Origin of the sequence: Paenibacillus nuruki, from assembly GCF_963311185.1 — a bacterium.
GTDB lineage: Bacteria > Bacillota > Bacilli > Paenibacillales > Paenibacillaceae > Saccharibacillus > Saccharibacillus nuruki.
This window is the reverse complement of record NZ_OY725677.1, coordinates 3,702,730-3,727,594: the sequence shown is the minus strand read 5'-3', so window position 1 is coordinate 3,727,594 and position 24,865 is coordinate 3,702,730. Positions and strand designations below refer to the sequence as shown.

The following is a 24,865-nucleotide window of genomic DNA, read 5'->3' as shown; positions in this document are numbered from 1 at the left end:
ATGCTGTTACAGTTAGGAAAAAAGCCGCAGACAATAATACATATTATATCATGTGAAGTCATTATTGCCTATATAAATACAATTCCTAACTAGCATGTCTTACCATCTATACTCTTGTTTTCGACGATATACTTTCTTATACTGCTATATACTAATTTAGTAGATAAATTATAGAGAGTGGAGTCTAGTAGGTATACATCTTAGTATATATAATGATTAGGTAAAATTGCATATGCTGTTTTATGTAAAATATAAGAATACAACATATAACTTACCTACTTAGTTATTGTTTTACTCAATAACCAATAAATGTATATAAAATATACGCAAAAAGAAGGTAGTATGGATCACTTTATATATCGGATTTTAGAAAAATATAATGAACATACAACCTAAATAAACGAATAATAGTTATATAGTCCTACTATACCACTACTTTGCTATGCTTTACTATGGCATTTAGACAAGTCCTTTCAAATATAAAAAAGAATTTAAATGATTTTGTAGCTGTATAGCGCAGTACAAGTGAAGTAGACATGATATAGTTTATGTACTTTCACTTGTTTTTGTATTCTTTAAAGATAACCAAGGAGGAATCAATTATGGAATTACTTCGTCAAAAAGTGATCAATGAGGGGATTGTCCTTGAAGGACAAGTACTCAAAGTCGATTCTTTTCTCAATCATCAGATGGACCCTGTATTAATGCAGGCAATCGGCAAAACATTTACACAATTATTCGCAGATACAGGTGTAACAACGATTTTGACGATTGAGTCTTCAGGCATTGCTCCTGGTATTATGACAGCATTAGAATTTGGAGTTCCATTGATCTTTGCCCGTAAGCAGAAGTCTCTTACATTAACAGAAGATATTTTTGTAGAAACCGTATATTCCTATACCAAAAAGCAAAGTAATGATATTACCGTCTCCAAAAAATTTATACATCCTGGTGATCGGGTACTGATTATTGATGATTTTCTAGCTAATGGAGAAGCCGCTTCTGGTCTTGCACGTATAGTCAAACAAGCAGGCGCAGAAGTTGTAGGGATTGGTATTGTGATCGAAAAGTCTTTCCAACCCGGCGCTCAATTGCTTATAGATGAAGGATATCGCTTAGAATCACTGGTACGAATCCGTTCGCTAGATAACGGACGTGTCGAATTTGTAGATGAATAGTCTCTTTTTAATTAATCGTTGTTCGCAGATTGGGCTTCAGTGGTACTTTGACTAACTGAGTAGCATGAGCTTGAGACAGATAACGTTCAATCAGATCATCGGCAATATAATGAGAAGCTTGAGGTGTCTGAAGTGTACGAAGCTGTGCTTGCATACGTTCTAAAATCTCCGGTTGATCTAAAGCGATCATCAGACGTTCAGCTAATACCGTTGAAGAATCGCATATTTCAGCAGCTTGATACGATTGCAAATACAGAGCATTCGCTAATTCTTGTCCGGGTACAGGTTTGAGTAGAAATAGTGGCAATGCACAGTGAATACATTCAGCGACGGTAAGACCGCCTGGCTTGGTAATCACACAGTCGCTCATCATCATCCATTCATTCATTCGATCTGTAAAACCTATCAGGGTAAAAGCAGGATGATCACCATAATGAGTATTTAATTCTTGCAATAAAGACTCATTTTTACCACAGATCACGATCACTTGGGTATCGGTACGACTAGCAAGCTGATCACAGACTTCACGAACGTTTTTAAGCACACCATAAGCACCTGCAAGTAACAGTACGGTTTTGGACTCCGGTTGCAGACCAGCACGTATACGAAGCTGTGCACGCTCTGCTTGATGAGATACTTCATACGTATCGGTAGATAGATGATCAAAGTCAGCTCGTAAAGGAATACCGGATACACTGATCTGTTCTGGTAGGATATCATGAGTCAACATATCCTGCTTCATGTCTGTACTTGGTACATAATAATGATCAACATGAGGATGCAACCAGCGTCCATGTAGATCATAATCAGTTAGTATATTTACAAGTGGCATCGTAAGTTTCCAACGCTTTTTCATATTAGGTAATACCAATTGAGGAAAAGTATGAATCACTAGATCAGGTTGCTCCTGCTCTAATACCGTTTGTAAACGTTGCATACCTAGCGAATGAAGAGCTTTGCCGAATAAAGAAGTGGCTTTCATTTTGCGTGTGCTGTAATATACCCAGCCATACAAGTGAGGAATGGTAGTAAAGCTTTGCATATAAATGAATTGACTCACTTTATTGATCAAAGGGTGAGATTCAGCCATCACATCAAGTAACGTTACACGTGGAACACCACGTTCGAATAGACTGGCTTGCAAAGACTTGGCAGCTTGATAATGTCCATGTCCATAACTTGCATATAAGATTAGAATTGAAGATGAATTGTAAGACATACTAGAATTCCTTTCTAAGCCATATATATTCTGTTTCTATATGAGCTGCTTCTCTATTCTTGTTGAGCATAGCACGAGAAGTTATAGATAATCCAATGTGGACATTTTTACGTATATAATATAGAGACAACTCAATCTGCAAAAGTCACTTTCTACTATAGTTTACCCGTTGGTTTCCTTTTCGAGACAACGCATTTTTATTTCATGTTCTAAAGAGTTTTTACCGCTATAAAAACGATGATTATTCGCCCAAAAATTAACCTATTTCGTACCTTTTTTTAACAAACAAAAGTGCTACAATCTTAAAAAGTATGATATTATAAAATAATAAGGTGCTTAGATAAGGGTTGGCGTTGAACACGTTGCTAACAGCGACCAACACACTAGAGAGGCGCTTAGATGCGCAGGGATATACCATATGCGGGTAGATCAGCCTTGTACTAAGAAGATAAGAGCATTCAGCCGGATTGATTCAGCATTTATCTTAAAGGGTATGTAATATGTCAGATGCCCGAAGAAAGTGCTAAAAGATCACAGATGAGATACAACTTCATATCTAACTACAAACACACCAAAGGATCTTTTCGGCGTTCTCAAAAACAAGGCACGTTTTGGGAGGGAATTCCATGGCAACTAAAGGACACAATGAAGTCAAGGAAAGTCTACGAGAAATGACACGCATTTTTCGGCCTAAGGATCCAAAGAAATTTGTTAAGGAATATGTTCGCAAGTATCACATAACCGGGGGATACGAAGAAGAACTCACGCTTCTTGTCGAGGATGAACTTGTTAAGTTAGATTCGTCCGTCTCTTGATTAAGTATGTAAGCACATGCGACGATTATTGAAAATGTAATGATTAAGATTTAATGTAACAACTGAACAATGAATGTGATGATTATTTTCGTAATTTAATGAAAGCAAGACATACCGTCCTTTGGCGACTGACCGCCAGAGGACTTTTTTTGTGTTTTTAAGATAAAAATATTAACTATAATTCTTATAACAACGTATTTAAGTTAATATTCGAACATGGAAGATAATAATCTCCAAAAATAAAGTACGAATATCTCTAAATCTATTGACACTGTATATATACAATGTATACTGTGTATATATATATATACAGTATATACACCGAATGGAGGATATATTTATGATAGAAAATTTCAAATACGGTTGGATATTAGCTCGTAAAGATTTTGCGAACAATCGGCTGATGTTTGTCTGGTCTAGTATATTTGTACTTTATATGGGTGGTGTACTAGGTATTCTTTTTTATACAGGTACATTAGCTGGACAAAATCACTTTTTACAATCGAGTACAACTGATTTTATTATGCTGATCTGTGCACCGTTGTTGGGAACTGATTTTTCTAGGCGAGCATTTAATTTACAAAAAGAAGATACGTACACCAAAAATTTAGTCTATCTTCGTATTTTGCCTGTTTCCTCAGCTGCGATTATATGGGGAAGATTTCAACAGATGGCACTTATCTTTTTATATAACTGGACATTATTTTTCTCTATTCTGTATATCATGAGGATTCGTTTTGAAGTAGATATTTCACTCATTTCTTATATTGCTTTTGCACTCACTTGGGCTGGCTTTTGTATAACATTAATGAGTTTTTATTTATATTTTGAATTTAGTCTCTCCGGTAAAAAGTATATGAAATTTACTTTTATTGTTATTTTTGTACTTGTTATATTGTCGATTTGCAGTGTCTGGTTAGATTGGAATATCACCAACACCTTTTTGTTAGTGGCTATGAAATATGGCTTAGCTTCACCAATAATGTGGAGTTGTATTGCAGTAAGTATAGTGTGTATGACGTTATCTATTTATGGGATTCGGCGTACATTAAGACATAGAGATTTGGTATAAGGTAATGGATTTGAGAGCGCTAGGGTTAGGAGGTGTAGGCGTATGAAGATACCTGTGCAGATCAATGAAGATAGTGCTGAACCATTATATCGGCAGGTAGAGAATCAATTACGTTCTCTCATTATTGGAGGCAAATTGCAAGAGGGTACATTATTACCTTCTATTCGTGAATTTGCAGCGGATCTGAAATGTAGTGTTATTACAATTCGACGCGTGTATCAAGACTTGGAGAATGAAGGATGGTTACGTACACGCCAGGGAACAGGAACATTTGTTACGAAAGTCGAACAAGGGCAACTTACCCAGATGAGTGAAGAAAATGTACGCAAAATTCTAAATGAAGCGATTCAGAAAAGTACCGCCCTTGGATGGGATGAACAGCAGTTGCAACAATTGTTTGCAGAGCTAATCCATCAACATTTTACAACATAACATCACTATTGAATGATAAGCCTATCATATAGCTAAGGAGGAAACAGCTATGCAGGAACAATCAGTCATTTCATTACATGAAGTCTACAAAACACGAGGTCAACATACTATTGGGCCTATTAATCTTGAATTACCTCAAGGGTATATTACTGTTCTTGTCGGTGAAAATGGAGCAGGAAAAAGTACATTGTTAAATCTGATGATGCAGACCATTTATCCAGATCAAGGATGGATGACATGGTTTGGACAACCAGCCAAAGGCGAATTGCCTCTCTCGATCCGGCAACGAATCGCTTATGTATCTGAACATTCATCAATTGAAGAAAATCGGATGACTGCTCTAGATGCCGCCCATTTCCGCTCTCAATGGTATCCTAAATGGAATCAAAAAAGATTCGAACAAATGTTGACTGAATTTCAAGTACCTTCTACGACCAAGTTAAATAAAGTGTCCAAAGGACAACGGCAAAAATTTGAATTGGCTGCTGCAATAGCCACTTCACCTGATCTGCTGTTGATGGATGAACCGTCTTCTGGACTAGACCCTTTCGCATGGAAAGATATGATTCGTACCTTGCATCAACTTATGGATACCGATGAGCTTAGTATTCTGATTACCACTCATCGGATGGAAGAAGTGGAACGGCTTGCTGATTATGTCATGTTGATGAATGACGGCATGATCTATGGTATACAGGAAAAAGATACACTGTATCAAACATGGAAAGAAATATGGATCAATGCAGGTGTAGGCGATGCAGATGTTATTCATAGCCTGCATGAATGTGACGGCATTGTCGCATGGGAAGCACAATCCGATCTCTCTGTACGTGTGATAACAACGAATGCTATTGAATTAGAAGAAGCCGCCGCTGAAAATAATATCCCCATCCAAACCCGCGGACTCGAATGGGAAGACTTACTATACTACTGGCGCCAGAGCGCTTGGCAGTATAAGCGCGACCCCAGTTCAATGAAGAAATGATTTTTGCTTTAGCAAAATATCTTACGATAAGCGCTTGGCAATATAAGCGCGACCCCAGTTCAATGAAAAAATGATTTTTGCTGATGCAAAATATTTGATATGAAGGGACGATAAAGTGATGAAACCATTGGTATTGAATCAAATTATCAAACATTATGCAGGTAAAACGGCTGTAGATCAACTGTCTCTTGAAGTAGAAGCAGGAGAAATTTACGGCTTGCTTGGAGCAAATGGAGCAGGCAAAACAACAACGATGCGGATGGTACTGGGACTAATTTATCCAGATGAAGGCGAGATTCTGTATGACGGTCGTCCATATCGCAAAGAGTTACAACACAAAATGGGATATCTACCGGAAGAACGTGGATTATACCCTAAAGTCAAAATCAGTGATCAACTGGTCTATCTTGGACAATTGCGTGGTATGACTCACAAAGATGCTGTTCAAAGTCTACACAAGTGGCTAGAACGGTTTGATGCGATGGAGTATTTAGATAAACGGATAGAAGAGTTATCCAAAGGAAATCAGCAAAAAATGGGCTTTATCGCTGCTGTCATACATCATCCGAGTATTTTAATTCTCGATGAAGCATTTAGTGGACTTGATCCCGTCAATGTAGAAATGCTCAAAGAAGTGATTCAAGAATTACGGGATGATGGCACAGCGATCTTATTTTCTACTCATCGGATGGAACATGTAGAAGAGTTATGCCGTAATATGACGATACTTCGTCGTTCTAAGCCTGTATTGCAAGGAAATTTACGAGATATCAAAAACACATATCCACGCGAGAAAGTGGTCTTGCGTACAGCTCATCCATTATCTGGTTTAAGCGATATTGAAGGTATCGTGCATGTAGAGCCACAAGATGAGAACGGACGTTATCTGATCCATATTAATCAAGAACAAGCAGCACAACAGATTTTACAATTAGCAATGCAACATGGAAATGTAGAACAGTTCGAGATCAAGGAACCAACATTGAACGAAATCTTTATTAAGGTGGTGGGCAATAATGAATAAGCTTGGACATGTCATTAATTTTACCTATCGTAATAAAGTCAAAAATAAATCGTTTCGGTGGACTACATTAACTCTTGCAGTATTGTTACTGGTTGGACTCAATGTGCCGTATTTTATTCAACTATTTTCGGGTAACAACGGTGAAGACAATATGAAGATTGGTATTGCAACCAGTAGCTACAATGAGATTGCGACTCAGATTCAGCAAGCAGCGCAAAAGCAACAAACGTTATCTTCAGCGGCAGAGGACACAGCTACGAATGCAAGCAGTCAAGCCAAAGACACACAGCTACAATGGCAAGCCAAAGCAGAATCTGAATCGGTTCTTCGCCAACAGGTCGAAGACGGAAGTATTGGCGGCTATCTATTATTGCAAAAGCCGACTACAGGTGACGTGGCTTTCCCAACGGTTACGTATGTCAGTGAGAAAAATAATGCAACGATTCAAAATCTATTACAAACGGCTACTCAAACCGCCAAAGTTCAATATATTGCAGAAGGCAAGTTAACCAATACGCAGTTGGAACAGATTGGGACACCTGTTATAGTCAATCAGACTTCTATTGATGATCTGAATAAGAACTCGACAGAACCGAAAGAAAATCCAATAAAGTCCAACACTGAGAACTATATTCTGGTCTATTTGTTAATGATATTGTTCTTCTTCTCGCTTACCATTACAGGCAATATGATCGCTTCCGAGATAACAGCAGAAAAAAGTTCGCGTGTTATGGAAATCTTAATTTCCAGCCTATCTCCGCTGACTCAAATGTTCGGTAAAATCATTGGTGTTTTCTTAGTGGGACTAACACAAATTGCTTCCTATGGTATCGTGATCGCGATTAATTTATCTCTTCCGTACTATCAAGAAGTACTAGCTGGATTCGATCTACATGTAAGTAATCTATCTTTGAACGTGGTTGGATTTGGATTGCTGTATTATGTACTGGGTTATTTCTTATACGCTACCTTGTTTGCAGCGATCGGTTCTATTGTGAGCCGTACAGAAGATTTAGGGCAAGCAATAGCACCGATCACCATGTTAACATTAGCGGCATTTTATATCGGAATATTTAGTATCTCGAATTCAGATTCGTTATTAATGCGTATCTCTTCCTATATTCCATTCTTCTCTCCAACGACAGTTATTGTACGTATTGGACTCGGTTCTATGCCGATCTGGGAAATAGCGATCTCGATTGCTATTCTACTAATATCGATTTTCTTCTTCGGTTGGTTATCTGCCAGAATCTATCGTACCGGTGTATTAATGTATGGTAAACGTCCAACCTTGAAAGAATTACGTAAAGCAATGAAATCTTATAAATTATAGTATATAAAGAGGTGCAATATGATGAAAAAAAGAAACAATGTAAACTGGATGCATTACAGCAAAATGGGATTAGCTTTAGGAGCCCTTACCGTAGTTCTAGCAGCTTGTGGAGGTAATGCAGCTCAACCCTCTCCAACAACGGTAGAAACCACCACACCGCCAGCAACCACTGAACAACCGACAACCGATTCCGACAAGCTTACAGCGGAAGACATTCCAACAGCATTATTAGATGGTAAATATAAAGAAGTGTACGATCAATTTAGCGACGATTTTAAAAAGCAAATATCGGAAAAAGACTTTATCACTTCAGCCGAAACATCAATAAAACAAGTCAAAACATTCAACGAAGCAGCAGATATGGAGATCAACGATGCTGATGTTCGTTCATGGGTGAGTGATTCAGGTGATCTAGGATTGAATGTGACGATGGACAAGCAAGGAACGATTCTAGGGCTACAAGCTAAAGCATTAACACCAGCACCAGCTACAGATAAAGTTACTACCAAAAATGAATACGTATTTCCTTTTAAAGGCGACTGGTTTGTATTCTGGGGTGGGAATAATGCATTGATCAATTACCATTATGAGTACGAAAGTCAGCGTTATGCGTATGACTTTATCCAGCGCAAAGATGGACACTCTTATAGTGGCGATCCACTCAAAAATGAAAGCTATTATGCTTTTGGACAACCGCTATATGCACCTGCTGATGGTAAAGTCGTATCGGTATTGAGCAATATTGCAGATAACGAGCCTGTAGGTAAAATGAACCCGGAAGTTCCTGCGGGTAATGAAGTGGTGATTGCTCACGCGAATGGAGAATACAGCGTAATCGGTCATATGAAAAAAGGATCGGCATTAGTAAAAGTTGGAGATATGGTCAAGACTGGCGATCAACTAGGATTGGTCGGTAACTCCGGTAATTCCAGCGAAGCGCATTTACATTATCAGGTGTCTGATGGGGCGGATCTGTTCAAGTCCAAAGCGATTCAGATCAAGTGGAAAGATGGAAGTGAACCTGTACAAGGCGAGACGGTTACAGCCAAGTAAATCAAATATCATAAAAAGGATAGTCATGATGACTATCCTTTTTTGTTTTATATAAAAAGTTCAATACACCTTGAACATTTTATAGTTATCTTGATAATACGAAATAATAAAGTCACGAAAATGTGTTGCTGAAGAGGATAACGTCTTGTGTTTTACCCAGGATAAGCTAACAGGATAAGTAGTAGAGTCATCCGTAATTTGTATATAATTTAACCCCAATGTTCTACAAACGGAAATAGGAATTAAAGCGACCCCCTGATCAAGCTTGATAATTTCGACCAGTAAATGGGAATCGACTTCAAATGCAATATTTGGGCTAAAGCCTGCTTTTTCACAAAGAAGAGTAGTAAACGCACTATACTCCGCATTATTCGCTAGCATGATAAATGGTTCATCAGCGACATGACTTAAAGAAATTTCATTTTCCCCTGTTAATCTGTGGTTAGAAGGTAAAACGAGAACGATATCTTCATCGACCAGTAAACAACTGGCTAGCTCCTCATCTTGAATAGGGTGACCTGTTATTCCTAAATCAATATCCCCTTTTTTCAAACTAGTTAATATGTCGCTTTTCACTCCAATAGACTGAAGAATTTTGGATGTAGGAAAAAGATTGATATGTTCACTGATTAGTCCTGTTAGAAATCTTGGATTGGAAATGGCTATTTTTATAGTGTTAGCAAGGTGTTGTTCTTTCGATTGAATTTCGATTTGGGCATTTTCAATCTCGATAAAAATTCGGTTGACGTGCTTCAGAAGAATTTTGCCTGACGCACTCAGTTGAATATTTCTTCCTTTGCGATCAAATAGCGTTGTTCCCAGTTCGTCCTCAAGTCTTTTGATAGTCAGGCTTAAAGAAGGCTGGGCGATGTTCAATAGTTGGGCTGCTTTGGAAATGTGTTCTGTATAGGCAACAGTCTGAAAGTATTTGAGCTGAAGCAATTCCATAGATATCCCTCACTTATTTATTGGAGTAAATGTATATATACATTATTATATATTAGATTATATGTAAATATAGATGTATTATAGATATATAAGATATATGAGTAAACACTAACCAATAAGTAAAATAGCTACTAAAAACTTTGAGTGAAAAAGGAAGGTGCATGATGAAAATTGATATCAATAATATAGCCCGAAATCTCAACACACCATTAACTGCACCCGCTTACCCTATGCCACCCTACAAATTTATTAACCGTGAATATCTCAATATTATTTATCGGACGGATGAGAAAGCTTTACGAGCAGCCGTACCAGAACCTCTTGAAATCGGTGAACCTTTAGTCAAATTCGAAGTAATGTGGATGCCCGATGTGTCTGGATTAGGTGCTTATACTGAAGCGGGTCAAGTCATTCCTGTCCGATTTAATGGTGAGGATGGCGATTACACCCATTCGATGTACGTCGATAACTTTCCAGCGATTGCAAGTGGCCGAGAGCTTACAGCATATCCCAAAAAGTTAGGTGCGCCTAAACTTTATGTAGATTCAGATACACTAGTAGGCACGCTTGATTACGGTTCACTTCGTATAGCAAATGCCACTATGGGGTATAAGCATGTTGAAATGGATAAAGAAATAGCAAAAAGTGAAATTTGTCGACCTAATTTTATGGTTAAAATTGCTACGGATTACAATGGGAATTTAAAGATTTGTGATTTGGTACGAACACAAATAACGAATATAGATGTTAAATGGGCTTGGACTGGACCGGCTAGACTTCAATTATTTGAACACGCACTGGCACCGCTTGCCGATCTGCCTGTTTTGGAAGTCGTTTCAGCATCTCATATTCTTACAGATTTAACGTTGAATGCGGCACAACCTGTATATAATTATCTAGAAGAACAATAAGGGAGATTTTTAAATGAGAATTGCAGTCTTAGGAGCAGGTTCTTTGGGAACCATAGTGGGAGCATATCTTGCTGCTGGAGGAATAGACGTTGAGTTGATTGATGCTTACCAAGAACATGTAGATACTCTCAACCAAGTAGGAGCTAAAGTCATTGGTACTACCGAATTTCAGGCTAAGGTGAAAGCTATTACCCCTGAAAACAAGTCAGGGAAATATGATTTAGTCTTACTGTTAACCAAACAATTATATAACGACTCTGTACTTGAAGAGTTGCTTCCATTCTTGAACGAAGATAGTGTAGTCTGTTCTTTACAAAACGGTATACCTGAACAGAAAGTAGCTTCTATTGTTGGTGAGGAACGTGTTATTGCAGGTTCTGTTGAATTTGGCGCTACATTTATTGAACCCGGCGTATCCAAACTGACAACCGATTATACTCAATTTAAAGAGTACACTTTTCAAATTGGAGAATTAAACGGTGAAACGACAGCAAGAATCCAGCGTATTAAATCGGTTTTGGATCTTGTAGGCGGAACACATATTTCCGATAATTTAGTGGGAACGAAATGGTCGAAATTACTGATTAACAATGCATTCAGTGGTTTATCCGCAGCATTAAACGGGGAATATGGAGATATTCTTGATCATGACATGGGTATTGTTAGTGCCGTTCATATCGCAGATGAGACAATAAAAGTTGGACACGCCAATGGGGTCACATTTGCTAAAATGGGTGGATTTGACTTGGAATCTCTAGAATTAACAAGCGAACATGATGTGCCTGAACGTATCCAAACCTTTAGAGTCGTCATGGAACCCTCTAGATTGCTAAGAGCAAGTATGCTTCAAGATTTGGAGAAAAAACGTAAAACTGAAATCGATTATATTAATGGAGTGGTTCCACAAATGGCAGAAGGCACTGGAATCTCCACACCATTTAACGATTTGGTTATAGCACAGATCAAATTTGCTGAAGAATCTCAAACGGTGCCTAACTTTGATACTAATATCAAAGCATTTGAGAAGTTATTGAGCATCCCACAGAATAAGTGATATATACACAACATGTAAAGGACTTCCAAGCATAAGGAAGTCCTTTTTTTCGTTAGAACCGCTATAGATTGTATTCTTTTAATTGAGATCCACGATGAATTAGTTTAGACGTACCATTTGAACAATATGTTCTGCCACATTTTGTTGGCTTAGTTTGGTTTGTTCAGAAGTATGCAGAGTAACAGCTTCATTAATCATGTGGGCATAGATTTGTACATACAAAGTACGTTCTTCAGCATATATATCCTGCATTGCCAGATCCAAATAGTTCTTTAGAGCAACGATTAATTTAGAAGAGAGTAGCGGAATGATTTTTGAGTAATTCCGAAGGCACTTTTGTTTAACTTGCTGGTGATATTCAAAGGATGCGAATACTAATTGCATTATCGTTTCTTTGGTAAATGCGCACACGCCATTTGTATGCTGTTGAACAAGTTCTTCGGAGGATTGTCGTATAATTTCATCGAGTAATTCATATTTATCTTGGAAATGAGCATAAAAAGTGGCTCTATTGATTTGGGCACGTTCAGTTAAATTTTGTATGGTTATTTTATCCACATCTTTTTCTGCGATGAGTTCAAAAAGTGCTTCAAAAATCGATTCTCTTGTTCGAGTGGTGCGTATATTTCGTACTTTCATTCCCATTCATTCAACTCCTTTGTTTAAACCAACATATCGCTCATATTGTTGGTTGTTACTCCATACTGTTCCAGATAAGATTGAACTACTAAAGCAACTACTGTTGTAATAGTATAATCCTACGAAGGCGGTTAGTCTATTCAGAACGATTAAAGAGTAAGGTAAGGAGCAACATCTTATTCAGCTAACCATGTAATCAATCACAAAGTTATGCAAAATAAAACAGTGGAGGAATTAGATATGAAACTTACAGGGAATACGATTTTTATTACAGGTGGCGGTTCAGGAATTGGCCGTGCGCTAGCAGAAGCATTGCACCATCTTGGTAACAAAGTCATCATTTCAGGTCGCAGAAAAGAGCGTCTGGAGGAAGTTCTGAGTGCTAATCCCGGAATGTCAGCAGTTGAATTGGATATACAAGATCTATCCAGTATTGAGGCAACATCTAAGCAACTTATTCAGGACTTTCCCGAATTGAATGTGTTATTTAACAACGCAGGTATTATGCTTTTCGATGAGGCTGTGGGTGTCATAAATGAGGAGATTCTGATTTCAACCGTTTCTACCAACTTACTTGGACCGATCCGCATAACATCGTCATTGATCGAACATTTGAAGTCTAAAGAAGACGCTGTGATCATCAATACGACTTCTGCGGTTGGATTTATTCCCTATGCAGCAACAGCGATCTATTCAGCGACCAAAGCAGCACTTCATTCTTACACATTATCCCAACGTTATTTGCTAAAAGACACCACCGTAAAAGTACTCGAAATCATACCGCCGGGTGTTCAGACAGAACTTATGACAGATCTGAGTAAAGATCCGCATGCTATGCCACTTGAAGACTTTATTAAAGAAACAATACGATTACTGGGTACAGATACTGAAGAAGTAATCGTTGAGCAAGCAAAAATGATTCGTGATCAACAAGGTTCTAATGAAGGCGCTTTTGTTACTCAACTGAACGATATGGCATCACAAACAGGAATAGATCAATAAATGTTTGAGCAGGTGCTAAAAGTGCCTGCTCTTTGTTATAAGAATAATTAAGAATATTTTTCAAGAAAAATATTCTTAATTATTTGCTTTAGGTCGTGCAAGACGTTCAGAAAAAGAAGCCATAAATTTACGTGTGAAAATGCGACTAAGATTAGCCGTCCAATAATTTCCAATACCGTCAACCACATAGCTACGATTCTTTTCAAGACCACGAAAAGCAGTTCTTACTACAGACTGAGGAGTCCCTGTAACACCTCCAGGCATATCTGTAGTACCAACCACATCGAAAAATCCTGTTTTAGTTGCTCCTGGACATAGTGCTAGAACTTGAATACCTAAATGCCGATTCTCGGCCCAAAGTGATTCTGAGAAGGATAGCACAAATGCTTTGGTAGCGGCATAAGCACCCATATAAGGAAACGGATAAAAGCCTAAGAAAGAAGAAACATTAACAATAATACCATCTTTCTGTTGTTGCATATAAGGTAGAAATTGAGCAGTCATATCCATAAGTGAAGAGATATTTAGATCAACCATTTCACGGTAACGATCTATGGGTGTTTCTTCAAATCGTCCGTGAGTACCAAATCCTGCGTTGTTGATAAGAATGTTCACTTTTAGACCAAGTGCTTTAATTTGTTCCGCTAGTTCTCTAGCAGCCTCTGGCTTAGAAAGATCGCTTGCTAATGCATAGGTATTTACCCCACAGGAATCTTTTAGCTCTTTTGCAAGAGTTTCAAGTTTATCTTTCGAGCGTGCAACAACAATCACATGACTACCTCTAGCAGCAAGTTCTCGTGCATATGCCTCTCCTATACCAGATGAAGCACCTGTAACCAGTGCTACTTTGCCTTTATAATTGACCATTTAAATAACCTCCTGATTTTTTGAAACTAAAATAAATTATATTAGTACCATTTAGAAAATATTTTCTAGTATTAATATAATTATAAGAGGTATAAATGTCAACAAAATAGAAAAATTATTCTAATTTTAAGTATTTTAATGGATTAAAAGCAAAAAAAATCATTTTTAAATTTAATAAACGGAAAATTTATTCTAAAATTGACAATGAAAAATATGAAACTTATAATAAAATAGAAAATATTTTCCTGAGAGGAATGAATAAATACGGGTAAACGAGAAGATATTATGGTCGCAACGTTGGACTTAATTATTGAAGAGGGCATACAGTCTGTTACTTTTCCAAAAATTTTCAAACGAGCTAATGTTGGCTCTAGTACTTTTTATAATTATTATAATAATAAAGAAGAACTAGTTAATGAGCTTTATAAAAATGTACTCATGCATATGGGCGAGGAAATAATGATCGGTTATGATTCTAATCTTACTATCTACGAACGAACCAGAGGCATCTTGAAACGTATGATAGATTATGGATTGAACTTTCCTAAAGAAATTCTTTTTTTAGAAGGATATAGCGATTCGCCTTATATCCACGAAGAAGTTAGAAATATGATGAATCCTGCATTGATTGAGATTTTTGCTATTATCGAAGAGGGACAGAAGCAAGGCATTATTAGCGAAATGGATCAAATGTTTTGCTGTCATCTTATCAAGGGTATGGTGGCTACTTCGATCAGGGGATACTTGGGAGGTAAATATCCTTTCGGTGAGGAACAGATTCGTCAAACGTTGGATGCATGTTGGAGAGCTATTAAGGTATAGATCAGTAGAGATTCGAAAAGCTTGTATTTCTGTTAAAAGCTAAGTAGAAATAGGAGCGAACATGGAAAAGGACAGGGTTTATACCTGTCCTTTTTTGATGTATTGATACCATGTACTGAATATATGTTTGGAATAGAGTATTATAATTCCACTCTCAAATTACCTAGCATTTTGGCGATCTCTGGATCAAGGTAAGATAAGAAAAGACTTTCTCCTGTATCTAGAGTAGCAATTTGCTCCATTTCTTCTCTACTCAGTTCAAAGCTGAAAATATCAAAATTCTCAGCAAGACGTTCTCGACGTACTGACTTGGGAATTACGACAACATCGCGTTGAACAAGCCAGCGTAATATGACTTGGGCGACTGATTTGGAATACTTTTCAGCAATAGAAGTTAGTAATTCGTTACTAAACATCTGATTACGTCCTTCTGCAAAAGGCCCCCAGGATTGGATCTGTACACCTTGTTCTTTCATAAAAGTAGCGTTATCGATCTGTTGATGAAAAGGATGGGTTTCGACTTGATTGATCGCAGGTAGGATGTCATTATGCACGATTAGATCCATTAAACGATCAGGTAAAAAGTTGCTAACACCGATCGCTTTGATTTTCCCTTCCTTATAGAGTTCTTCCATCGCCCGCCAAGCTCCATAATAATCACCGAATGGCTGATGAATTAGATATAGATCTAGATAGTCGACTTGAAGTTTCTGTAAAGACTTGGCAAAAGCTAACTTTGCACTCTCGTAGCCAGCATCTTGAATCCAGAGTTTGGTTGTAATAAATAATTCTTCGCGGGGCACACCACTACGCTGGATAGCATGTCCTACCGCTTCTTCGTTCATATAGCCAGCCGCTGTATCAATCAAACGATATCCAATTTGTAACGCTTCATAGACAGCATTTTCACATTCTTCTGCATCTGGAATCTGATAGACACCAAAGCCTAAGATGGGCATAGTAACACCATTATTCAATGTGACAGTTTGCATGATTATTCCTCCTGTACTGGTTCTGTATTTGAAATAGCAAAGGATCACTCATCTATATACATAGCGCGTGAATATAGATTCTGCTTGTGATATGTTTGCAGTATAATGAGCTTATTCCCTTCGTGCTACACGAAGTCAAGCGATTCTCTATCATGAATTTGGAAAGGTGGATATGGCGATGCTTACTGTAAAAGAAGCTGCTCTGATAACAGGACTTACTGAACATGCTGTACGCTTTTACACCGATAAAGGATTAGTGCCTAGTGTCCAACGTAACAAAAATAATATTCGGTTATTTGATGAAGAATCGATCAACTGGTTGTATGGAGCAAGATGTCTAAAGCAGACAGGAATGCCAATTGAAACGATCAAATTATACGTTGACCTTTGCTTAGAAGGAGATGCTACTATTCCTCAGCGCAATGAAATGATGATGGAATACAAAGAAGTGGCTTTGATCCAACTACAAGAAGCACAAAAGCGGGTAGCCCATTTGGAACAAAAAACGATTCAATATCAGGCTATTCTCACGGAGGGTATTCCTGATACGACCAATCCTCGTACATGGGGACAAAATAAAGCGATATCTGCAACGCCCACACATTCCTAAGTTTCAGTGACAACAAGGAAAGATTTACCTTATATCAAAGTCGTTTGGCTGTCTTATTACTACTTTAAAATAAATCATCAAAAAGCTCCTTAGTCCTTAATAGACTAAAGAGCTTTTTTAATTATAGATATACTTATTTTTATTTACTTATTGAAAGAAGTGGCAGTGAATAATAATAAAATTCAGCGAAAATTTCAAATCCAACAGACTTGTAAATACTTAATGCTTGTCGATTTACTGTCACTACACTTAAACGAATCTCAGTATATTGTTGATCTTGTAATAAAGTAATCAGTTGAGCAAGGATATTTCGACCATAGCCTTTACCTTGAACAGTAGGAAGTACACAAAAATCATGTATAACCGCGGTGTTGGCTTGAATCGTATTGACTCGAATCATTCCGACAGGATGTGATTTGTCTAGAGCCAGATAAGTTAATCGTGTAGGCTCTTGGCTTGTGTTGTCCAGATATTCTTTCGTCCAAGACGCTGAATCTCCAAATGCTTGTGCAAAACAGTGGACGAGAAAGGCGGTATCTTTTTTCTCGGCAACTTTTAAATGAAGATGATTGTAGCAAGCGATATTATCCTGTATAGAGTTAAAAGTCATTGAAAATTGAGAATGACTCAAATCAGCATCAATATGCTGTATACAATCTATACCTGATTGGGAATTAGAAGGGATTCTAAACAAACAATGTTGTATATCTATACGGTGCATATCAGCGACGGCATGGTTTAATAGACTTCTAAAGATACCATTACGACGGAAATCTGGATGAACCATAGCATTGATGTTAGCTTCAATCCTGTCCGACGTGTACCAGCTTAAAAATCCGATAAGCTGATCTTCGTTATAGCACAGAAAAGCCTCGTCTCCATGTACTTCTTTCAAACTTTCTATACCCACTCGTAAGTTAGATGCGTCAGAAATTGCACATTTTTTTTCTAATAATCGAATTCGATCGATTTGCTGATCTGAAAAATCAGTCATTTTGCTAATCGTATATGTTGGCATGACTTTAGTATTGCTTAAATAATAGATAGAATCAACAAGAAAATAGAAAGGGTATAATGCCATTCTATCAAGTATTTAGCATTATTTTTAGTTATAAAAATTTTTGATTATAATTTATATTCTCTTGCATAATTCGACATATTCGTTTACTATTTCCCCATAAATTAGTGCTTTAGACATATAATTTTTGGGTAGCGGTCTTCAAAAGTTTGCTTTGATCAGAGGGGAAGAAAGCGAATGATCGGTTTTTTTAGAAAACGCTTAGTGGTACGTATTATTGCTTTTGTTACATTGGTTATTACTATTATTGTTGTTGGAAGTATATTGCTACAGGTCGCTAATATGAGATCAGCCGCACAAGGCGCTATTTCAAGTTACAATATTCAAATTGCGCAGAGTTATGTGAACCAGTTGGACAAAGCCTCGTATGCAACATTTGCGAAAGACCCCAAAGAAAACGATATGTTTCTGAAGATTCGTGATGAACTGGATGATTTTCGTGAACGTATTGGTGCTATGTATGTTTATTTTGTCAAAATAGACGATAAAGGTACCCCTCTTATTATGATAGACGGCATGAAAGATCCGGATAAAGCTTCCGCTATCAATGAGGTTACCGATATTCCTGTAGAAGCGATTCAAAAGTTACAGCAAGGAGAAACAGCTAGTTCTCCTGTTATTAACAATCCCGAATATGGGAACTATATTTCGTCGTATGCACCGATTCTCGATAGTAATGGCGTGCTTATCGGTGTTCTCGGTATTGATACAGCAGTCTCCATTATCGGAAGTGTAGAATCTGATATTATCCAACAAAGTATTCCGTTCTATGGTTTGCTGGTCTTGATTACAATTGTGGGGATAGCGATTGTGATGTGGTTTATTATTAGAGGATTACGTCCACTGAAGCCACTCAAAGCAAGTGTGGAAAAAATGGCACAAGGCGAACTTGCAGCAGCCCATCAGATTTTAACCTCATACCGCTTACGGAGTGAAGATGAGATAGGAACGACTTATCAGGCGATGATGCATATGTCAGGTCATCTGAACAAAATAGTAAGCGATATGGTGGAAGGTGTAGTTGTAACGACAGACATTTTATCAGAATCGACCAAGCAGTTTAACCATAATACTCAAGAAATGTTAGCCATGAGCACGACAGTCCATCAATCGGTTGAACAGATTAGACATGGCGCACGTACTCAAAAGCAAGGGGCAAGTGATAGTGCGCATGCGATGGAAGAGATCGCTAAAGGCATTACAGAGATATCGGAATCTTCTATGGCGGTATCGGATGCGGCTACAAGTGCGCTAACGACCGTAGAATCAGGTAAACAAAGTATGTCACGTATGAAAAAGCAAATGGAACATATTTCAGATGTGTCGGGTAAGGTCGTATTGAGAGTCGAAGTGTTAACTAATTATTCGCAAGAGATTGGTACTGCATTACAAGCAGTGCGTGACTTTGCCAGTCAGACCAAATTGTTAGCGTTAAATGCGTCTATTGAAGCGGCACATGCAGGTGAGCAGGGCAAAGGATTTGCTGTAGTTGCTGCTGAAGTCAGAAAGCTTGCAGAAGCTTCAAGCACTTCTATGGAAAATATCTCGAACTTGTTATTGCATATTCAACAAGAATCTCAGCAGATTGGTTCACAGGTTGGAGTGACCGTGCAAGAAATTGGACAAGGAGTGACACTGACTGCTGAAGCAGAATTAGCATTTGCTCAGGTCTTGGATACGTTCCAAACGGTGACTGCACGTATTCAAGAAGTCTCTACAGCAGCCGAAGAAATATCGGCAGGTTCAGAAGAAGCAGCGGCTTCTGTCCATACGATTGCTCAGATTTCGGTAGAAGTATCGGATCATTCGGATGAAATCTATCGCTTGATCCGTGAACAAGCAACCATGTTCGAAAGTGTAGCACAGACATCTACTGTATTAGAACAACAGACTCATGAAATGAATAAAGCGATAAAAACAGTAAAAGTCTAATTATAGAACGCTAAAGTGATTGTCTGATTAGAACTGGAAATATATAGCAACGATTTCTCGAAATCTAAAATAACACCCCAAAAAGTAGAGTGCATCGTTATATGCGTTCTACTTTTTTTAGATGGGCGAGATCATGAAGGTTGTATCATTTGGATGAATACATAGAATACAATAATTGTAGAGTTAAATAGCAAGGAGCGATGCAGAGATGAATACTATACCGTCAATCAAACAACGATATGATTTACTGTTTCCAGATGAGGTGATCACACCACAGGTAGTGACTAAGATTGAGCAACAATTACAGCTGCAATTACCTGACGATTTTAAAGAGATCGCTTTATTTTTTAATGGAGGGTTGGTCGGGGGCATTTCTATATTTAGTTATGCCAATCATCATCCTAATCTAATCGAAGAAACACTCCGCTTACGAAAAGACATTCAATTTCCTCATTCGTTAGTGTTTTTAGCAGAGCCTGCGGGAAGTATGATCGTATTGGATACAGCAACCACTCCATCGGTGATCTGGTGCGATAGCATCGATGTCTATCAACTGCATGACCGATTATTTCAAGTAGCGCCTGATACATGGGATACGTTTAGTGACTTTTTTGCATATCTTCTGACACAAGAAGAACAAGAAACATAAACGTTATACCAAGTTGATAAAGTTTATATCATGAAGCTATTGAATAGAGAACAAATATTAGAGTTATATCTATCTACAGATATACACGATGACATTTATATCGATCTTTAAGTAGATGTAAATCTTTGCATATTGATCTACAATAAATACAATCATACAGATGTTATGTAGATCAGCGGAGGGTACATATGGATATAGAGCAAGAACATGCGTATAGGTATTTGATTCGTATATTTGGAACGATCGTACTGATGATCACTAGCTATAATGAATATGCGAATTACGGAGTATTTAATCAGTATGGCACTTTATTGATTTTGCTTCTCTATGTATCTATTATTTGGATTCCTACAATATGGCGGAATCGAACGATATATATTATTCTTTCTACGATTATTATCAGTACAGCATTATATCTTCATTATCAGTATGGATCTGTGAATTCAAGTTTATTATGGCCGTTATTGTTTTTGAGTATATTTATCAATCGTAATTACCGGTATGTCACGATCGTTGTGAGTCTGGTTACGATCACAGTGATTGTGTTAGTGTATGCTTTTTCTTTTGGGAGTTTGTTGGCGATTATCGGTGTTTTTCTAGTCGTACGCAGTTCTCAAATTCGTCAAAATGCTTATGCTTTGACCAAATCACATCTGGAGCAATTAGATCAAGCGCATAAGGAGTTACAAGAAGCCCATCTGGAATTGCAAGAAGCAAGTGCTCATTCCGTACGTTATGCCGCATTAGAAGAACGAACACGGCTAGCGCGAGAAATACACGATGGATTAGGGCATCAACTGACATCGCTTATTATTCAATTACAAGCTTTGGAAATTATGCAATCTACAGAACCACAACATATGCCAGAGCGCATCAAGCAATTAATAGGCATCGCTCGTCAAGCTCTTACAGAGGTGCGCATAGCTGTTAAAGAATGGTCAAATGATGAGATGGGCTTAGGATTGGTCGCTTTAAAAGGATTAATTACACAAACAGGGCAACGTTCTGCGCTCAAGCTTACTTTTGTGGAAGATTCTCCCATAACAGAATGGTCGATTCAGACCAGTATTGTGTTGTATCGAGTCCTACAAGAATCATTAACCAATGTACTTCGTCATGCACAAGCGGATACTGCTTCCGTCCATATTGAAGAAAAAGATCAGCATGTCTATTTACGTATTGCCGATAATGGAATCTATACAAATAAAGATGCTGTAAAGATAGGCTATGGATTAAAAAGTATGATTGAACGTTGTAAGCAACAAGGAGGAACCTGTCAATTTGAGCCTGTGTTACCTCATGGTTTCTGTATTCAAGCTATGATTCCGATCGGAAATCCAATCCAACCTTAAGGAGAAATAATCATGAGTGATCTATCCCAAATTCGCATCGTGCTTGCAGATGATCAACCGATTGTACGTCAAGGATTACAGTATATTATTAATGCGCAACCTGATATGGAATGTGTAGGTGAAGCAAGTAATGGGAACCAAGCGTTAGAAGTTACGCTAGCGCAACAGCCTGATATGGTATTGATGGATATTCAGATGCCAGAGTGCTCCGGGTTAGAAGCGACAGAACAGATTTTACGTGTGTTACCGGATATGAAAATTGTGTTGCTGACCACATTCGATGTACAAGACTATATCAAAGAAGGCATCCGCGCAGGAGCCACTGGTTTTCTACTGAAAGATGCAGACACGCAAGAATTACTAGCAGGCATTCGGGCAGTGTATAAAGGTGAAGCACTATACAAAACACCACTTGCTAGCAAAGCACTCGCTGAAGCACTCAAAAAGGCAGAACCCTCACAACCACCTCATCCGACCACATATGAAATGATCGAGCCGTTAACCGATCAAGAATTAATTGTGTTACAGCAGATGGCGTATGGCAAACGCAATTCAGAGATCGCACTGGCACTACATATTTCACATGGTACTGTCAAAACGCATGCACATCGTATTTTTCAAAAATTAGATGTAGAAGATCGGACGCAAGCAGTAGTATTGGCGATACGACAAGGTTTAGTGCAATAAGAGAGAAAGTCAGGTATATCACTAGATAGATACAAAGGTGCTGAAAGATCAACCTGCAAGTAGACGAATACAAACGGTGAGACTCTTAGAATAAAAGTATAACCAAATTCCAAGGAGGTCATCTTATGTATTCGAATGTAGGTACAGCATTACTCGTGATTTGTATTATTGTGTGGGTTATTTTTCGTCAATTGCGTCCCAAACCGGTCAAGAAATTATTTTTTATTCTATTACCATTGCTTGCCGTCTATGAAGTGCATCAGACCTTTCCTCAACAAGCGGTGCCGATGATCCAATGGATCGAATGTATTCTTGTTATCACTTTCGCTTTGATCGCTGGAACCATACAAGCATGGTACAGCAAAGTATATATTCAGAATCAAATTGTTTATGTTCAAGGAACAGCAATTACGCTCATTACGTGGGCAAGCTTTATCGGGATTCGAATGACATTAGGTTTTGCTTTTGGAGAGTTTGCAACAGGGTATCATCGTATTCAATGGATATTGTGGATCGGAATTGCTGTTATCTTCGCTACACGCAGTCTGATCTTGTATGCCAAATTCCCGGAGATTAAGCAGGCATTTACACCTTCTAAAGTCAGTTAATTGATTTACAAATATCCCTTTATTTATCACAAAGTATAAATATAACGAAATAATGTATTGTACTTGAAACTAGATTATGCAATATTTAAAAGGACACGTTTGGCTTTGAATGCACATTACACATTCAGAGGGAGTTCTATCATGAAAAATTGGCACCAAAAGATGCTTTCGCTTGTGCTCGCAGCAGGTCTACTGGCGACAGCTTCACCAGCAATGGCGGCTACATCCACACAGTCGTTAACCGTTAAGGTAAATGATCAGAAGATTCAATACAGTAAAGGCATTGCACCTACTGTTCAACAGAAAGTTACTTTAGTTCCACTTCGTTCGACATTACAAGCAATGAATATTCAATTATCCAAAGTATCCAAAGACAGCATAACGGTTGTCGCTAATGGTAAAAGCGTTACTGTTAACAGCAAACTATTTAAAATCAATGGAACTGCTTATGTGCCGATTCGCATATTTGGTGAATTAACAGGATACACAGTCATTTGGAATGCCAAAACGCGCACAATCCAGCTGACTTCACCGCCAGTTGCACCCACTCTTCCTGTAGTAGAAAACAATACTCCTCCTGTCGATACAACGACTGCTCCTACAGAGAATACAGCACCACCTGTCGTGACTCCAGACCCTAGCAGTACTGTAACACCAACACCTGCACCATCTACAGAAACTGCCGATACAGGTGGTCGTGGATTTATGTGGGAAGTACAAAATAACGGGAATACCGTGTACTTGGTCGGTTCTATACATATTGCCAATGAAAGTTTTTATCCGTTACGTAAAGAGTATGAACAAGCATTTGCGCAAGCTAATTATCTTGGGGTAGAAGTAGACATTACCCAGATATCGGACGAAGCGATGCAAAAGCGTGTATTGGAAATCGGTGAGTACAAAGATGGAAGCAGATTGCAAGATCATCTTTCTACGTATACGTATGCCAAATTAGGTAAAGCGCTTCTAGCGAATGATTGGAAACGCGATGCGTTAGATCGTTTCAAACCATGGGTAGCAGACATGATTGTTAGCTCATTTGCTCCAAGTGATCCAGAGTACAAATCTGCTGATGGTATCGATCTGCATTTTATTCAACAAGCCGCAGAACGCAAAATCACAGTGATGGAATTAGAGTCACAAGACTCACAGCTTACGATGCTAAATAACTTCTCTGATGAATTACAAGAACAAATGCTGTATTCTACACTCTATGATTTGGACAACCCGAATCAAGCTGATCTGCATGAAAATACAGATGAAGCCGCAGAAATGTGGAAAACAGGCGATGAGAAAAAATTGCTAGAATTAACAAACAGTACAGCAGGTAATGAAGAATATAATAAAGCGATACTGGTTGACCGCAACGTTGGAATGGCGCAAAAAATTGATGGCTATCTAAAAAGCGGTGGCAATCAGAAATACTTTATCGTTGTCGGTGCTGCTCATTATCTAGGTAACGATGGTATTATTCATTTGCTTGAGAAAAAAGGATATACAGTTACACGAAAATAATAGGTATTACCAGCATTTGTATTGATCATTAGTTCTATCCAGTGACATTCAAACCATAAACGTGCTCCGAAAAGCCACCTCATTCGTT

At 38.1% G+C, this 24,865-nt stretch carries 25 protein-coding genes; 19 read left to right on the top strand and 6 right to left on the bottom strand.

From position 1 onward, the window contains the following. Positions 1–602 precede the first annotated feature (602 nt). Complete coding sequence (locus tag RCP16_RS16540; protein ID WP_069329491.1) at positions 603–1,178, top strand: xanthine phosphoribosyltransferase; 576 nt, start codon at positions 603–605, stop codon at positions 1,176–1,178. A 7-nt stretch (positions 1,179–1,185) separates the two neighbouring features. Here RCP16_RS16540 and RCP16_RS16535 read toward each other — a convergent pair whose 3' ends face one another. Then, positions 1,186–2,397 (bottom strand): MGDG synthase family glycosyltransferase, encoded by a 1,212-nt coding sequence (locus RCP16_RS16535; RefSeq protein ID WP_273593075.1) that lies wholly within the window; start codon positions 2,395–2,397, stop codon positions 1,186–1,188. A gap of 626 nt (positions 2,398–3,023) precedes the next feature. Between RCP16_RS16535 and RCP16_RS16530 the strand changes: the two genes are divergently transcribed. From RCP16_RS16530 to RCP16_RS16500, 7 genes are all read left to right on the top strand, one after another. Next, positions 3,024–3,212 carry a hypothetical protein gene (locus RCP16_RS16530; RefSeq protein ID WP_069329489.1) on the top strand — a complete coding sequence of 63 codons (189 nt, stop codon included), beginning with the start codon at positions 3,024–3,026 and terminating at the stop codon, positions 3,210–3,212. Between the two features lie 340 nt (positions 3,213–3,552). Beyond that, entirely contained in the window at positions 3,553–4,284 is a 732-nt protein-coding gene (locus tag RCP16_RS16525) for a hypothetical protein (protein ID WP_308640849.1), read from the top strand. A 42-nt stretch (positions 4,285–4,326) separates the two neighbouring features. Next, positions 4,327–4,716, top strand: a complete 390-nt coding sequence (locus tag RCP16_RS16520) for a GntR family transcriptional regulator (protein ID WP_069329487.1) — start codon at positions 4,327–4,329, stop codon at positions 4,714–4,716. A 49-nt stretch (positions 4,717–4,765) separates the two neighbouring features. Then, a complete protein-coding gene (locus tag RCP16_RS16515) occupies positions 4,766–5,701 on the top strand; it encodes an ATP-binding cassette domain-containing protein (RefSeq protein WP_308640848.1) in 936 nt (311 codons plus the stop codon). 118 nt (positions 5,702–5,819) lie between these two features. Next, a complete protein-coding gene (locus RCP16_RS16510; RefSeq protein ID WP_069329485.1) occupies positions 5,820–6,725 on the top strand; it encodes an ABC transporter ATP-binding protein in 906 nt (301 codons plus the stop codon). Continuing rightward, positions 6,718–8,058 (top strand): ABC transporter permease, encoded by a 1,341-nt coding sequence (locus RCP16_RS16505; RefSeq protein WP_273593076.1) that lies wholly within the window; start codon positions 6,718–6,720, stop codon positions 8,056–8,058. The genes RCP16_RS16510 and RCP16_RS16505 overlap by 8 nt, the downstream gene beginning before the upstream one ends. Before the next feature lie 18 nt (positions 8,059–8,076). Further along, on the top strand, positions 8,077–9,111 hold the full coding sequence (locus RCP16_RS16500) for a peptidoglycan DD-metalloendopeptidase family protein (RefSeq protein WP_308640847.1): 1,035 nt from the start codon (positions 8,077–8,079) through the stop codon (positions 9,109–9,111). A gap of 60 nt (positions 9,112–9,171) precedes the next feature. Here the strand turns inward: RCP16_RS16500 and RCP16_RS16495 are convergent, their stop codons facing one another. Beyond that, positions 9,172–10,059 carry a LysR family transcriptional regulator gene (locus RCP16_RS16495; protein ID WP_308640846.1) on the bottom strand — a complete coding sequence of 296 codons (888 nt, stop codon included), beginning with the start codon at positions 10,057–10,059 and terminating at the stop codon, positions 9,172–9,174. 164 nt (positions 10,060–10,223) lie between these two features. On the opposite strand from RCP16_RS16495, the gene RCP16_RS16490 reads away from it, so the two are divergent. Both RCP16_RS16490 and RCP16_RS16485 read left to right on the top strand, forming a co-directional pair. Then, the gene (locus tag RCP16_RS16490; protein WP_137224880.1) at positions 10,224–10,970 is read left to right on the top strand and encodes an acetoacetate decarboxylase; all 747 of its coding nucleotides are present in this window, start codon (positions 10,224–10,226) and stop codon (positions 10,968–10,970) included. A 13-nt stretch (positions 10,971–10,983) separates the two neighbouring features. Continuing rightward, positions 10,984–12,024 (top strand): ketopantoate reductase family protein, encoded by a 1,041-nt coding sequence (locus tag RCP16_RS16485; RefSeq protein WP_308640845.1) that lies wholly within the window; start codon positions 10,984–10,986, stop codon positions 12,022–12,024. A gap of 99 nt (positions 12,025–12,123) precedes the next feature. On the opposite strand, the gene RCP16_RS16480 is transcribed toward RCP16_RS16485, so the two are convergent. Continuing rightward, a complete protein-coding gene (locus RCP16_RS16480) occupies positions 12,124–12,669 on the bottom strand; it encodes a TetR/AcrR family transcriptional regulator (RefSeq protein ID WP_308640844.1) in 546 nt (181 codons plus the stop codon). A 234-nt stretch (positions 12,670–12,903) separates the two neighbouring features. Between RCP16_RS16480 and RCP16_RS16475 the strand changes: the two genes are divergently transcribed. Further along, positions 12,904–13,665 (top strand): SDR family oxidoreductase, encoded by a 762-nt coding sequence (locus tag RCP16_RS16475; protein WP_308640843.1) that lies wholly within the window; start codon positions 12,904–12,906, stop codon positions 13,663–13,665. A gap of 75 nt (positions 13,666–13,740) precedes the next feature. On the opposite strand, the gene RCP16_RS16470 is transcribed toward RCP16_RS16475, so the two are convergent. After that, the gene (locus RCP16_RS16470) at positions 13,741–14,532 is read right to left on the bottom strand and encodes an SDR family NAD(P)-dependent oxidoreductase (protein ID WP_308640842.1); all 792 of its coding nucleotides are present in this window, start codon (positions 14,530–14,532) and stop codon (positions 13,741–13,743) included. Positions 14,533–14,817: 285 nt separating this feature from the next. On the opposite strand from RCP16_RS16470, the gene RCP16_RS16465 reads away from it, so the two are divergent. Continuing rightward, positions 14,818–15,354, top strand: a complete 537-nt coding sequence (locus RCP16_RS16465) for a TetR/AcrR family transcriptional regulator (RefSeq protein ID WP_308640841.1) — start codon at positions 14,818–14,820, stop codon at positions 15,352–15,354. Positions 15,355–15,494: 140 nt separating this feature from the next. Here the strand turns inward: RCP16_RS16465 and RCP16_RS16460 are convergent, their stop codons facing one another. Continuing rightward, positions 15,495–16,346, bottom strand: a complete 852-nt coding sequence (locus RCP16_RS16460; RefSeq protein ID WP_308640840.1) for an aldo/keto reductase — start codon at positions 16,344–16,346, stop codon at positions 15,495–15,497. A gap of 178 nt (positions 16,347–16,524) precedes the next feature. Here RCP16_RS16460 and RCP16_RS16455 point away from each other — a divergent pair, with 178 nt between their 5' ends. Next, positions 16,525–16,956, top strand: coding sequence for a MerR family transcriptional regulator (locus RCP16_RS16455; RefSeq protein ID WP_069329475.1), 432 nt, complete (start codon positions 16,525–16,527; stop codon positions 16,954–16,956). A gap of 139 nt (positions 16,957–17,095) precedes the next feature. On the opposite strand, the gene RCP16_RS16450 is transcribed toward RCP16_RS16455, so the two are convergent. Next, the gene (locus RCP16_RS16450; RefSeq protein WP_308640839.1) at positions 17,096–17,950 is read right to left on the bottom strand and encodes a GNAT family N-acetyltransferase; all 855 of its coding nucleotides are present in this window, start codon (positions 17,948–17,950) and stop codon (positions 17,096–17,098) included. 261 nt (positions 17,951–18,211) lie between these two features. On the opposite strand from RCP16_RS16450, the gene RCP16_RS16445 reads away from it, so the two are divergent. The 6 genes from RCP16_RS16445 (at position 18,212) to RCP16_RS16420 (ending at position 24,777) form a co-directional block, all read left to right on the top strand. Then, positions 18,212–19,966 carry a methyl-accepting chemotaxis protein gene (locus RCP16_RS16445; protein WP_308640838.1) on the top strand — a complete coding sequence of 585 codons (1,755 nt, stop codon included), beginning with the start codon at positions 18,212–18,214 and terminating at the stop codon, positions 19,964–19,966. A 208-nt stretch (positions 19,967–20,174) separates the two neighbouring features. Then, complete coding sequence (locus tag RCP16_RS16440) at positions 20,175–20,615, top strand: SMI1/KNR4 family protein (RefSeq protein ID WP_308640837.1); 441 nt, start codon at positions 20,175–20,177, stop codon at positions 20,613–20,615. Positions 20,616–20,803: 188 nt separating this feature from the next. After that, the gene (locus RCP16_RS16435; protein ID WP_273593094.1) at positions 20,804–21,967 is read left to right on the top strand and encodes a sensor histidine kinase; all 1,164 of its coding nucleotides are present in this window, start codon (positions 20,804–20,806) and stop codon (positions 21,965–21,967) included. Between the two features lie 12 nt (positions 21,968–21,979). Beyond that, positions 21,980–22,654 carry a response regulator transcription factor gene (locus RCP16_RS16430; RefSeq protein WP_308640836.1) on the top strand — a complete coding sequence of 225 codons (675 nt, stop codon included), beginning with the start codon at positions 21,980–21,982 and terminating at the stop codon, positions 22,652–22,654. A 125-nt stretch (positions 22,655–22,779) separates the two neighbouring features. Next, entirely contained in the window at positions 22,780–23,262 is a 483-nt protein-coding gene (locus RCP16_RS16425) for a hypothetical protein (RefSeq protein WP_308640835.1), read from the top strand. 141 nt (positions 23,263–23,403) lie between these two features. Further along, complete coding sequence (locus RCP16_RS16420) at positions 23,404–24,777, top strand: TraB/GumN family protein (protein WP_308640834.1); 1,374 nt, start codon at positions 23,404–23,406, stop codon at positions 24,775–24,777. Positions 24,778–24,865 lie beyond the last annotated feature (88 nt).